The 12658-nt window shown below is 72.3% G+C and carries 10 protein-coding genes and 1 riboswitch; of the genes, 9 read left to right on the top strand and 1 reads right to left on the bottom strand.

Going from position 1 to position 12658, the window contains the following annotated elements:
• Positions 1 to 12 precede the first annotated feature (12 nt).
• The 6 genes from hpnE (at position 13) to ACFYXV_RS07925 (ending at position 7701) form a co-directional block, all read left to right on the top strand.
• Positions 13 to 1392, top strand: a complete 1380-nt coding sequence (gene hpnE, locus ACFYXV_RS07950) for a hydroxysqualene dehydroxylase HpnE (protein WP_385474612.1) — start codon at positions 13 to 15, stop codon at positions 1390 to 1392.
• Positions 1393 to 1442: 50 nt separating this feature from the next.
• On the top strand, positions 1443 to 2543 hold the full coding sequence (locus ACFYXV_RS07945) for a polyprenyl synthetase family protein (RefSeq protein ID WP_385474610.1): 1101 nt from the start codon (positions 1443 to 1445) through the stop codon (positions 2541 to 2543).
• A 118-nt stretch (positions 2544 to 2661) separates the two neighbouring features.
• Positions 2662 to 4620 carry a squalene--hopene cyclase gene (gene shc, locus ACFYXV_RS07940; protein WP_389382328.1) on the top strand — a complete coding sequence of 653 codons (1959 nt, stop codon included), beginning with the start codon at positions 2662 to 2664 and terminating at the stop codon, positions 4618 to 4620.
• A complete protein-coding gene (locus ACFYXV_RS07935) occupies positions 4620 to 5288 on the top strand; it encodes a 1-hydroxy-2-methyl-2-butenyl 4-diphosphate reductase (RefSeq protein ID WP_389382327.1) in 669 nt (222 codons plus the stop codon). The genes shc and ACFYXV_RS07935 overlap by 1 nt, the downstream gene beginning before the upstream one ends.
• Before the next feature lie 5 nt (positions 5289 to 5293).
• Entirely contained in the window at positions 5294 to 6322 is a 1029-nt protein-coding gene (gene hpnH / locus ACFYXV_RS07930; RefSeq protein ID WP_385474605.1) for an adenosyl-hopene transferase HpnH, read from the top strand.
• On the top strand, positions 6319 to 7701 hold the full coding sequence (locus ACFYXV_RS07925; RefSeq protein WP_389382326.1) for an aspartate aminotransferase family protein: 1383 nt from the start codon (positions 6319 to 6321) through the stop codon (positions 7699 to 7701). Before hpnH ends, ACFYXV_RS07925 begins: the two co-directional genes overlap by 4 nt.
• 27 nt (positions 7702 to 7728) lie before the next feature.
• On the opposite strand, the gene ACFYXV_RS07920 is transcribed toward ACFYXV_RS07925, so the two are convergent.
• Entirely contained in the window at positions 7729 to 8547 is an 819-nt protein-coding gene (locus tag ACFYXV_RS07920) for a tyrosine-protein phosphatase (protein WP_385474601.1), read from the bottom strand.
• A gap of 278 nt (positions 8548 to 8825) precedes the next feature.
• Positions 8826 to 9034, top strand: a riboswitch (cyclic di-AMP (ydaO/yuaA leader).
• 4 nt (positions 9035 to 9038) lie between these two features.
• On the opposite strand from ACFYXV_RS07920, the gene ACFYXV_RS07915 reads away from it, so the two are divergent.
• The 3 genes from ACFYXV_RS07915 (at position 9039) to ACFYXV_RS07905 (ending at position 12401) form a co-directional block, all read left to right on the top strand.
• Positions 9039 to 10019 (top strand): peptidoglycan DD-metalloendopeptidase family protein, encoded by a 981-nt coding sequence (locus ACFYXV_RS07915; protein WP_389382325.1) that lies wholly within the window; start codon positions 9039 to 9041, stop codon positions 10017 to 10019.
• A gap of 166 nt (positions 10020 to 10185) precedes the next feature.
• Positions 10186 to 10971, top strand: a complete 786-nt coding sequence (locus ACFYXV_RS07910; RefSeq protein WP_385474598.1) for an SGNH/GDSL hydrolase family protein — start codon at positions 10186 to 10188, stop codon at positions 10969 to 10971.
• Positions 10972 to 11141: 170 nt separating this feature from the next.
• Entirely contained in the window at positions 11142 to 12401 is a 1260-nt protein-coding gene (locus tag ACFYXV_RS07905; RefSeq protein WP_389382323.1) for an MBL fold metallo-hydrolase, read from the top strand.
• The last annotated feature ends 257 nt before the right edge of the window (positions 12402 to 12658 follow it).

Below are 12658 nucleotides of genomic sequence, written 5' to 3'. Positions count from 1 at the left end.
GGGGGAGGCCGCATGAGCGCGACCGAACGGCACGCCGTCGTCATCGGCGGCGGGCTCGCCGGCGTGACCGCGGCGCTCGAACTCGCGGACGCGGGGCTGGAGGTCACCCTGCTCGAAGGCCGCCCCCGCCTCGGCGGGCTCGCCTTCTCCTTCAAGCGCGGCGAGCTCACCGTCGACAACGGCCAGCACGTCTACCTGCGCTGCTGCACCGCCTACCGGTGGTTCCTCGACCGCGTCGAGGGCGCCCACCTCGCCCCGGTCCAGGACCGGCTCGACGTCCCCGTGCTCGACGTCGCCCACCCCGCCGGGCCGCGCCTGGGCCGGCTGCGCCGCAGCGCCCTGCCCGTACCCCTGCACCTCGCGGGCTCCCTCGCCCGCTACCCGCACCTCTCGCTCGCCGAGCGGGCGAGCGTCGGCCGCGCCGCCCTCGCGCTGCGCCGGCTCGACCCCGCCGACCCGGCCCTGGACGGCGTGGACTTCGCGACCTGGCTCGGCCGCCAGGGCCAGAGCCCGCGCACCATCGAGGCCCTGTGGGACCTCGTCGGCATCGCCACCCTCAACGCCACCGCCGGCCACTCCTCGCTGGGCCTGGCCGCCATGGTCTTCAAGACCGGCCTGCTCTCCGAGAACGGGGCCGCCGACATCGGCTGGGCCACCGTCCCGCTCGGCGACCTGCACGACACCCTCGCCCGCAAGCAGCTCGACTCCGCCGGCGTACGCACCGAACTGCGCACCCGCGTCACCCGCGTCTCCCGCACGCAGGACGGGAACTGGCGGGTCGACACCGAGGGCGAGTCCCTCGACGCCGCCACCGTCGTCCTCGCCGTCCCGCAGCGCGAGGCGCACGCCCTGCTGCCGCCCGGCGCCCTCGCCGACCCGGACAAGCTCCTGGACATCGGCACCGCGCCCATCCTCAACGTCCACGTCGTCTACGACCGCAAGGTGCTCAAGCGGCCCTTCTTCGCCGCGCTCGGCTCCCCGGTCCAGTGGGTGTTCGACCGCACCGACTCCTCCGGGCTCCCCGACGGCGGCCAGTACCTGGCCCTGTCCCAGTCGGCCGCCCAGGACGACATCGACGAGCCCGTCTCGGTGCTGCGCGCCAAGTACCTGCCCGAGCTCGAACGGCTGCTGCCGGCCGCGCGGGGCGCCAAGGTACGGGACTTCTTCGTGACCCGGGAGCGGACCGCCACGTTCGCCCCCACCCCCGGCGTCGGCCGGCTGCGCCCCGGGGCGCGGACCGACACGCCGGGCCTCTACCTCGCCGGTGCGTGGACCGCCACCGGTTGGCCCGCGACCATGGAGGGCGCTGTCCGCAGCGGACTGAGCGCGGCGCACGCCGCACTCGCCGCACTCGGCCGCCACCGGGAGCACCCCCTGCAGGAGGCGGCATGACGACCACCAGCACGACCGCAGCAGCACGTACAGGACACAGAGGAGAGCCAGTGAACCCGGGGAATCCGGCTGTCGAGAGCACGGACGCCGGCAACGGCGCAGCCGGAGCGGGCGTCGAGAAGGCGGACACGCTCGCACTGCTGGAGCGCGGCCGCGCGCTGTCGACCCCCGTGCTCCGCGCCGCGGTCGACCGGCTGGCGGCGCCCATGGACACCGTCGCCGCGTACCACTTCGGCTGGATCGACGCCCAGGGCAACGCCGCGGACGGCGACGGCGGCAAGGCCGTGCGCCCCGCCCTCGCGCTGCTCTCCGCCGAGGCCGCCGGAGCCTCGGCCGAGGTCGGCATCCCGGGCGCCGTCGCCGTCGAACTCGTCCACAACTTCTCGCTGCTCCACGACGACCTCATGGACGGCGACGAGCAGCGCCGCCACCGCGACACCGTGTGGAAGGTGCACGGGCCGGCGCTGGCGATCCTCGTCGGCGACGCGCTGTTCGCCCTCGCCAACGAGGTCCTGCTGGAGCTCGGCACCGTCGAGGCCGGGCGCGCCACGCGCCGGCTGACCACGGCCAGCCGCAAGCTCATCGACGGCCAGGCCCAGGACATCTCCTACGAGCACCGCGAGCGCGTCAGCGTCGAGGAGTGCCTGGAGATGGAGGGCAACAAGACCGGCGCCCTGCTCGCCTGCGCGGTCTCCATCGGTGCGGTCCTCGGCGGCGCGGACGACCGCACGGCCGACAAGCTGGAGGAGTACGGCTACCACCTCGGCCTCGCCTTCCAGGCCGTCGACGACCTCCTCGGCATCTGGGGAGACCCGGAGGCCACCGGCAAGCAGACCTGGAGCGACCTGCGCCAGCGCAAGAAGTCCCTGCCGGTCGTCGCCGCCCTCGCGGCGGGCGGTCCCGCGTGCGAGGAGCTCGGCCGGCTGCTCGCCGCCGACGCCAAGAGCAACGACTTCGAGAACTTCTCCGAGGAGGAGTTCGCGGCGCGCGCCGCGCTCATCGAGGCGGCGGGCGGGCGCGAGTGGACCGCCGAGGAGGCGCGCCGCCAGCACGCGATCGCCATCCGCGCGCTGGACGACGTGGACATGCCGCAGCGGGTGCGCGAACAGCTCGTCGCACTCGCCGACTTCGTCGTCGTGCGCAAGAGGTGACCGCCACCCGGGCAGGGATATGACGCGCGAGTCGCCGGCCGGCGCCCCCTGACGGGAGCGCCCGGCCGACGGCGTACCCCCAGCACAGCAGATGTTCACTGCCACGTAAGGGGAAGCCATGACAGCGACGACCGACGGCGCCGGTACCCCCGGCGTCGATCCGGACATCACCTCACCGGAGACGGTGCAGGGTGCGCGGGAGGCCGCCGCGCGCGCGACCCGCCACCTGCTGGCCCGCCAGGACGCGGCCGGATGGTGGAAGGGCGACCTGGAGACCAACGTCACCATGGACGCCGAGGACCTCCTGCTGCGCCAGTTCCTCGGGATCAGGGACGAGGCCACCACACAGGCCGCAGCCCTCTTCATCCGCGGCGAGCAGGGCGCGGACGGCACCTGGGCCACCTTCCACGGCGGGCCGCCCGAACTCTCCGCCACCATCGAGGCGTACGTCGCCCTGCGGCTCGCCGGCGACGAGCCCGACGCCCCGCACATGGCCCGCGCCTCCGCCTGGATCCGGGCCCACGGCGGGATCGCCGCGGCCCGCGTCTTCACCCGCGTCTGGCTGGCCCTGTTCGGCTGGTGGAGCTGGGACCACCTGCCCGAACTCCCGCCCGAGCTGGTGTTCCTTCCGCCCTGGGTGCCGCTGAACATCTACGACTTCGGCTGCTGGGCCCGCCAGACCATCGTCCCGCTGACCGTGGTCTCCGCGAAGCGGCCCGTACGCCCGGCCCCGTTCGCCCTGGACGAGCTGCACACCGACGCGCGGCGGCCCTACCCCGCGGCAGGGCACCTGGCACCGCTGGCCAGTTGGGAGGGCGCCTTCCAGCGGATGGACAAGGCGCTGCACGTCTACCGCCGCTTCGCCCCGCGCCGGCTCCGCAAGGCCGCGATGGACACCGCCGCCCGCTGGATCATCGAGCGCCAGGAGAACGACGGCTGCTGGGGCGGGATCCAGCCACCCGCCGTGTACTCCGTCATCGCCCTGCACCTGCTCGGGTACGACCTCGCCCACCCGGTCATGCGGGCCGGCCTGGAGTCCCTCGACCGGTTCGCGGTGTGGCGCGAGGACGGTGCCCGGATGATCGAGGCCTGCCAGTCCCCGGTCTGGGACACCTGCCTCGCCGCGATCGCCCTGGCCGACGCGGGCCTGGCGCCCGACCATCCGGCCCTGGTGAAGGCCGCCGACTGGATGCTCGGCGAGGAGATCGTGCGCACCGGCGACTGGGCGGTGCGCCGGCCCGGACTCGCCCCCGGCGGCTGGGCGTTCGAGTTCCACAACGACACCTACCCCGACATCGACGACACCGCCGAAGTGGTTCTCGCACTCCGCCGGATCAAGCACCCGGAGCAGGCCCGGATCGAGGGCGCCATCGCCCGCGGGGTCTCCTGGAACCTCGGCATGCAGTCGCGGAACGGGGCCTGGGGCGCCTTCGACGCCGACAACACCAGCCCCTTCCCGAACCGGCTGCCGTTCTGCGACTTCGGCGAGGTCATCGACCCGCCGTCGGCCGACGTCACCGCCCACGTGGTGGAGATGCTCGCCGTGGAGGGCAAGGCGGCGGACCCGCGGACCCGGCGGGGCATCACCTGGCTGCTCGCCGAACAAGAGGCGTCCGGGGCCTGGTTCGGCCGCTGGGGCACCAACTACGTGTACGGGACCGGGTCGGTGGTCCCGGCCCTGACGGCCGCCGGCTTCTCCCCGGCGCACCCCGCGATCCGGCGGGCGGTGCGCTGGCTGGAATCCGTACAGAACGAGGACGGCGGGTGGGGCGAGGACCAGCGCTCCTACAAGGACCCGCAGTGGGCCGGGAAGGGGGCCTCCACCCCCTCGCAGACGGCCTGGGCGCTGATGGCCCTGCTCTCGGCGGGGGAACGGGAGGGCAAGGCCGCCCGGCGCGGCATCGCGTACCTGGTGGAGACCCAGCGCGGGGACGGCTCCTGGGACGAGCCGTACTTCACCGGCACCGGCTTCCCGTGGGACTTCTCCATCAACTACCACCTGTACCGGCAGGTCTTCCCGCTCACCGCCCTCGGCCGCTATCTGTACGGGGAACCCTTCGCACCCGGGGAGGCCTGATGGCCGCCGCCCGAGCAGGTCTCCCCGCACCGCTGCTGGTCGCCTGCGCGCTGCGCATCGAGCAGGCGGCCCTGCGCAGCGGAGGCGGCCGCGGCGCGGCCCGCCCGGAACCGGGCTACGCCGTGCTGCGCACGGGCATGGGCCCGCGCGCCGCCGAGCGGGCCGTCGCCCGGGCGCTCGCCGAGCCGGGGCTGGGCCGGTCCCCGGTGCTCGCCACCGGGTTCTGCGCCGGGCTGGTCCCCGGCATGAGCCCCGGCGACCTCGTCGTCGCCGAGGAGACCCGCGATCCGCGGGGCACCGTCGCCTGCGAGGGCACCGCCCTGCTCGCCGAGGCACTGGCCCGGGCCGCTCCGGGCCGGACCGTGCACACCGGCGCACTGACCGGATCCGACCACGTCGTCCGCGGCCAGGAGCGCGCCGAGCTGCGCGCCACCGGCGCCATCGCGGTCGACATGGAGTCCGCGGCCACCCTGTGGACCGCCGTGGAGGCGGCCGCCGATGGCTGGAACCGTCCGGTTGCGGCCGTACGGGTGATCGTGGACGCTCCGGAGCATGAGCTCGTCCGTATCGGCACGCTCCGCGGTGGAATATCGGCCTTCCGCGTATTGCGTGCCGTACTGCCCGCGTTTTATGACTGGCACCGTTCTTTGCTGCTCCCCAGGAGGTGAGCCAGATGGCCATGCCGCTGCGACAGTCCATCAGGGTCGGGACGTATCTTCTCGAACAGAAGCTGCGCAAGCGTGAGAAGTTCCCGCTGATCGTCGAGCTGGAACCGCTCTACGCCTGCAATCTGGCGTGCGAGGGGTGCGGGAAGATCCAGCACCCGGCGGGCGTGCTCAAGCAGCGCATGCCGGTGGCCCAGGCGGTCGGGGCCGTCCTGGAGTCCGGCGCGCCGATGGTGTCCATCGCGGGCGGCGAGCCCCTGATGCACCCGCAGATCGACGAGATCGTCCGGCAGTTGGTGGCCAAGCGGAAGTACGTCTTCCTGTGCACCAACGCGATGCTGCTGCGCAAGAAGATCGAGAAGTTCACCCCGTCCCCGTACTTCGCCTTCGCGGTGCACATCGACGGACTGCGCGAACGCCACGACGAGTCGGTGGCCAAGGAGGGCGTCTTCGACGAGGCGGTCGCCGCCATCAAGGAGGCGAAGAGGCGTGGATTCCGGGTCACGACCAACTCCACCTTCTTCAACACCGACACCCCGCAGACGATCATCGAGGTGCTCAACTACCTCAATGACGACCTCAAGGTCGACGAAATGATGATCTCGCCCGCCTACGCCTACGAAAAGGCCCCCGACCAGGAGCACTTCCTGGGAGTCGAGCAGACCCGGGAACTCTTCAGGAAGGCCTTCGCGGGCGGGAACCGGCGGCGCTGGCGGCTCAACCACTCCCCGCTGTTCCTCGACTTCCTGGAAGGAAAGGCGGATTTCCCCTGCACCGCCTGGGCCATTCCCAATTACTCCCTCTTCGGCTGGCAGCGCCCCTGCTATCTGATGAGCGACGGCTACGTGCCGACGTACCGGGAGCTCATCGAGGACACCGACTGGAGCAAGTACGGCCGCGGAAAGGACCCGCGCTGCGCGAATTGCATGGCGCACTGCGGCTACGAGCCCACCGCCGTCCTCGCCACCATGGGCTCCCTCAAGGAATCCCTGCGCGCCGCCCGCGAGACGATCTCGGGGAACCGGGAGAAGCAGTGACCGGCTTCGACCTCCGCGCCCTGCTGGACGAGCGGGGCGGGGAGCGGTACGAGCTGCACACCAGACACCTCAACCACCAGCTGCCCCGCATGCTGCACACGATCGGCTTCGACAAGGTCTACGTACGGGCCGAGGGCGCGCACTTCTGGGACGCCGAGGGCAACGACTACCTGGACATGCTCGCCGGGTTCGGGGTCATGGGCCTGGGCCGGCACCACCCGGTCGTCCGGCAGGCCCTGCACGACGTACTGGACGCGCAGCTCGCCGATCTGACCCGGTTCGACTGCCAGCCGCTGCCCGGGCTGCTGGCCGAGAAGCTGCTCTCGTACAGCCCGCACCTGGACCGGGTCTTCTTCGGAAACAGCGGCACCGAGGCGGTGGAGACGGCCCTGAAGTTCGCCCGCTGCGCGACGGGGCGGCCCAGGATCCTCTACTGCGACCACGCCTTCCACGGGCTGACGACGGGCTCGCTGTCGGTCAACGGGGAGGGCGGGTTCCGGGACGGCTTCGCACCGCTGCTGCCCGACACGAAGATCGCCCTCGGGGACCTGGCGGCCCTGGAGCGGGAGCTGAAGCGCGGTGACGTCGCCGCCTTCGTCGTGGAGCCGATCCAGGGCAAGGGCGTGCTCGCGGCCCCGCCGGGATTCCTGCGGGCGGCGCAGGAGCTGCTGCACCGGCACAAGGCGCTGCTGATCGCGGACGAGGTGCAGACGGGCCTCGGCCGGACCGGCGATTTCTACGCGTACCAGCACGAGCCGGGCGTGGAGCCGGACCTGGTGTGCGTGGCCAAGTCCCTTTCGGGCGGCTACGTACCGGTGGGTGCGACCCTGGGCAAGGACTGGATCTTCAAGAAGGTCTACTCGTCGATGGACCGGGTGCTCGTGCACTCCGCCAGCTTCGGCTCCAACGCGCAGGCGATGGCGGCCGGGCTGGCGGTGCTCTCGGTCATGGAGGAGGGGTCGGTCGTCGCGCACGCGCGTGCGATGGGCGACCTGCTGCGCGGGCGGCTCGCGGCGCTCGTGGACGAGTACGAGCTGCTCCACGAGGTGCGCGGGCGCGGCCTGATGATCGGCATCGAGTTCGGGCGGCCGTCCTCGCTCGGGCTGCGCAGCCGGTGGACCATGCTCCAGGCGGCCCGCAAGGGGCTCTTCGCGCAGATGGTCGTGGTTCCGCTGCTGCAGAAGCACCGGATCCTGACCCAGGTGTCGGGCGACCACCTGGAGGTCATCAAGCTCATCCCGCCGCTGATCGTGGACGAGCGGGACGTCGACCGGTTCGTCGCGGCCTTCCGCGAGGTCATGGACGAGGCGCACGGCGGGGGCGCCCTGATGTGGGACTTCGGCAGGACCCTGGTGAAGCAGGCCGTCGGCGGCGGCTGACGGCCTGCTCCACCTCGCGGGGCCGGCTCAGTCGAGCAGCCGGTCCCGCAGCCGGTCGAGGGTCTCGGGCGTGAGCCCGAGGCCCTCCGCGAGGTACCGGTCGAGCCCGCCCCAGTGTCCGTCGATGGCGTCGAAGGCTGACGTCAGGTATTCGGCGCGGGCGTCGAACAGCGGCGAGAGCAGCTCCATCACCTCGGGGGAGCGGGCCTCGGGCGCATCGCTGCCCCGGCGGACGCGGTAGCGGCGGTGCGGGGCGTTGGACTCCAGGTAGTCCGCCACGATCGCCTCCCGTCCGACGCCCAGCGCGAGCAGGGTGACGGCGATCGACAGGCCGGCCCGGTCCTTGCCCGCCGCGCAGTGCATGAGCGCCGGAACGCTGTCCTCGGCGAGCGCGTGCAGGACCCGGCCGTGCTCGGCGGTGCGCTTCTCGATCATCGTGCGGTACGAGCCGGCCATCCGCGCGGCGGCCTTTCCGTCGCCCAGGAGCCCGCGGAGCTGTTCGACGTCGCCCTCGCGGACCATCGTCCAGAACTCCCTGCCGTCGGCCGGATCCGACAGCGGGATGTTGACGTTCCGTACGCCGGGGAGCTCGACGTCGGGCCCTTCCAGGTCGTGGTCGGCGTTGTTGCGGAAGTCGAAGATGGTGTGCAGACCGAGCGACGCGAGAAATTCTGCATCAGTTTCGGTGGCATGTGCCAGATGTCCGCTACGGAACAGTTTTCCCGGCTTGACCCTCCGCCCGTCGGTGGTCGGGAGGCCGCCCACGTCACGGAAGTTGCGCACTCCCGCGAGTTCGGGCTCCGGTACGGGCCCCGTCGGCGAGGGCCGGGGTATCTGCTGGGTCACGGGAACTCCTCCGCATCGTCGTGGTGTGTCCGAATTACACTACTTGGGGCCAACTTGCCATAACCGGAGGCGAGATCGGGCAGGGCCCCGTGAGCCAGATCATACGGTGACCGTGAGTGCCTGATCGTCAAAGTCGAATGGCCCGGCCGGAGGGGTTGTTGACGCCGGGGAATGGACGGAGGGTGACCGGAATTCCGGTGGATTCCCGGTTCTGTGAATCCGTCAGGAAATTCGTGGCTTGTTCGGTGCGGCTCAACTCGATTACCTTCGCGATCGATCCGGATGGACCGCCGAATCCTGCCGCCGTCCGGGAACCGCACCCGACTATTCACGCGCGCGGCAGGAGCGGGGGAACCAGGTAGGCCGCTGCTTCGGATCTTTCGCATCCGAACAGCTCGGGGTGAAGCCGTTCATGTTCCGTTCATGCGCGGCCGGACATCTCCAGTCCGAACCCGACAGCTCACCTCGCAGGCGACGGAGAGGAATTCGCCATGCCTGCAAAGGGTAAGCACCGACGTCCCAAGTCCCGTTCCATGGCGCGCGGCTTCGCCGTCGCGGGCACCGGCGGTGCGGCCCTCGCGCTGCCGCTGCTGGGTGCCGCAGGCGCCCAGGCCGCCCCGGCCGGGGCCCCCGCCGCGGCTCCCGTGCAGGCTCCGCGGCTTCCCGCGGCCCTCGTCTCCGCGCCCGCCGCCGTACAGCAGGGCTCGCCCGCCACTTCGGCCGTCTACACCGTCGTGCCGGGGGACTACCTCTCCAAGATCGCCCAGGACCGCCACCTCTCGGGCGGGTGGCAGCAGCTGTACGCCGACAACCGCGAGGCGGTCGGCAGCGACCCCTCGCTGATCCACCCCGGGCTGAAGCTGACCCTCGCCGCGAAGGGCGGGGCGGCCGAGGCTCCCGCGCAGAAGGCTGCCCCGGCCCCGGCGAAGAAGTCCTCGGCCGCGGACCCGGCCGCGGAATCGGCCTCGAAGGGGAAGGGGTCAGCGGACGTCGCGCCGGCCGGCGCCCCCGCCGCCGCTCCCGCCAAGAAGAGCACCGCCTCCAAGTCCGCCGCCGCGGTGAGCGCCTCGGGCTTCGTCGCCCCCGTCGGCGGCGGCATCTCCACCCAGTACAAGACCCCCGGCGCCATGTGGTCCAGCGGTTACCACACCGGTGTCGACTTCATCGCGAGCTCCGGCACCACCGTCCGCGCCGTCGGCGCGGGCACGGTGGTCTCCGCAGGCTGGGGTGGCGCGTACGGCAACGAGGTCGTGATCCGGCACGCCGACGGCAAGTACTCCCAGTACGGCCACCTGTCCCAGCTCTCCGTCTCGGCCGGCCAGAGCCTCACCGGTGGCCAGACCATCGGCCTGTCCGGCTCCACGGGCAACTCCACCGGCCCGCACCTGCACTTCGAGATCCGTACCGGGCCGTCCTACGGCTCGGACATCGACCCGCTGGCCTACCTCCGCTCGAAGGGCGTGAGCATCTGACGGCTCCCGCCGTCGGAGAGGCAGCCGGACCCGTGAGGCCGGGACCCGAGGGGGGTCCCGGCCTCACGCACTGTTATTCCGTACCGACCAGGTGGTATAGATCACGGGCCGTCAACCCCTGCCTACGGTGGCGTAGGTCACGCACCGGGGTGAAGGATGTGTTCTCGTGGCAGCGACGACGACGACACTCAAGACCATCGGCTCGTACGCGGCGATCGGGGACAGCTTCACCGAGGGCGTGGGGGACCCGGGACCCGGGGGGACCTTTCTCGGCTGGGCGGACCGGCTGGCCGTACTCCTGGCCGATCAGCGCGAGGAAAACGAGTTCCGGTACGCGAACCTGGCCGTGCGGGGACGCCTCCTCGACCAGATCGTGGCCGAACAGGTCCCCCGGGCCAAGGAGCTCGCACCGGACCTGGTGAGCTTCTGCGCGGGCGGCAACGACATCATCCGGCCCGGCAGCGACCCGGACGACGCGGCGGAGCGGTTCGAGGCGGCGGTGGCCGACCTCACCGGGGCCGTCGGCCAGGTCATGATCACCACGGGCTTCGACACCCGGGGCGTTCCGGTCCTCAAGCACCTGCGGGGCAAGATCGCGACGTACAACGCACACGTGCGCGCCATCGCCGACCGCTACGACTGCCCGGTGCTCGACCTCTGGTCGCTGAAGTCCGTACAGGACCGGCGGGCTTGGGACGACGACCGGCTGCACCTCTCGCCCGAGGGACACACCCGGGTCGCGCTGCGGGCCGCCCAGGTGCTGGGGCTGGAAGTGCCGGCCGACCCCGACCAGCCGTGGCCGCCGCAGCAGCCGCGCGGCTCGGTGGACGTGACCCGGGACAACATCCAGTGGGCGCGGGAGTACCTGGTGCCGTGGATCGGGCGGCGGCTGCGCGGGGAGTCCTCCGGGGACCACGTGGAGGCGAAGCGCCCGGACCTGCTGCCGCTCTAGGGGCACGAGGGGCGAACGGGAGGGGACGGAGGAGGCGGAGGAGGCGGGGGGAGCGCGTGAGAACGGGGGCGCGCGGCGGAATCCTTCGGGGCCGGTACGCGTTGGCATGGTGGTAGACCGGTATTCCGTACGGCCTCACGACCATCCGCCCCACCCTCCCAGGAGGCGCTTTGACCGGCTCCCGTCCCCTGCGTCCTCGGCTTCGCGCCCTGCGGCCCGAAGCTTTCGGCGCGGATCCGTCCGGCGCCCGCCTGGAGCGGATCCGGCGCTCGCCGAACTTCGCCGACGGCACCTTCCAGAACCCGGTCGGGGCCCGGACCAGGCCCTCCGGCTCCATGATGGAGTTCGCCAAGATCTACTTCCACAAGGAGCAGCGGACCCGGCGCAACCCCGGTGCGCCGATCCCGGTGTACCCGACGACCCTCGCCGAGCTGGCGAAACCGCCGGTGAGCGGGTTGCGCCTGACCTGGATGGGGCACTCGGGCGTGCTCGCGGAGATCGACGGGCGGCGGGTGCTGTTCGACCCCGTGTGGGGAGAGCGGTGCTCGCCGTTCCCCTTCGCCGGGCCCAAACGGCTGCACCCCGTCCCCGTGCCGCTCGCCTCGCTGGGGCCGGTCGACGCCGTGGTGATCTCGCACGACCACTACGACCACCTCGACCTGCCCACCATCAAGGAGCTGGCCGGGACCGACACGGTCTTCGCCGTCCCGCTCGGTGTCGGCGCCCACCTGGAGCGCTGGGGGATCGCGCCGGACCGGCTGCGCGAGCTGGACTGGAACGAGGCCACCGAGATCGCGGGGCTCTCGCTGACGGCGACCCCGGCGCGGCACTTCTGCGGGCGCGGCCTGCGCAACCAGCAGAACACCCTGTGGGCCTCGTGGGTGGTCGCGGGCGACGAGCACCGCATCTTCCACAGCGGTGACACGGGCTACTTCCCCGGGTTCGCGGAGATCGGCGCCGCGCACGGCCCCTTCGACGCCACGATGATCCAGATCGGTGCGTACTCGGAGTACTGGCCCGACATCCACATGACCCCCGCGGAGGGCATGCAGGCCCACCTCGACCTCCAGGGCGGGATCCCGCACGGCACGATGCTGCCCATCCACTGGGGCACCTTCAACCTGGCGCTGCACCCGTGGGACGAGCCGGGCGAGGGCACCGTGGACGCCGCGAAGGAAACCGGTGCCGGCATCGCGCTGCCGATCCCGGGCCAGCCCTTCGAGCCCGGCGCGGCCGATGTGCCCGCCGAGCCGTGGTGGCGGCCGTTCGTCCTCGGAGCCCCCGCGGGCGGCCCCGTCGACGGTCCCGCGGCCGTGCCCCGCCTGGAGGCGGGCGGAGCGACGGCCACCGCGGCCCGGGTGGCGTCGGCCGCCGTCGACGGCGGACACGTCGACGGCGGACAGGAGAAGCCGGAGTCCGTCGGCTCGTGACCCGGGCGGTCCGCGGGCCCGGGCGCGGTGCCGGGCGGACCCGGGCCCGGCCCGGGTCCGCCCGACCGCACCCGGGGGTGGTGCGTCGTGGGGGCCGGTCACGAACGTGCGCCCCCGGCGGATTCGGGCTGTCGTACGAGCGCTCCACCGGGAGCGGGAAGCACCCCGCCGAAGTTCCCCAACTGGCTGTCAGCAGCGGGATCGTGCGGTCTAGCGTGGGTATCCGGTGATCAACACCGTGATCCACACCGGGCTCC

Source organism: Streptomyces sp. NPDC002181 (assembly GCF_042890485.1).
In the GTDB taxonomy this organism is placed as follows: domain Bacteria; phylum Actinomycetota; class Actinomycetes; order Streptomycetales; family Streptomycetaceae; genus Streptomyces.
This window is presented reverse-complemented; position numbering and strand designations above follow the sequence as displayed.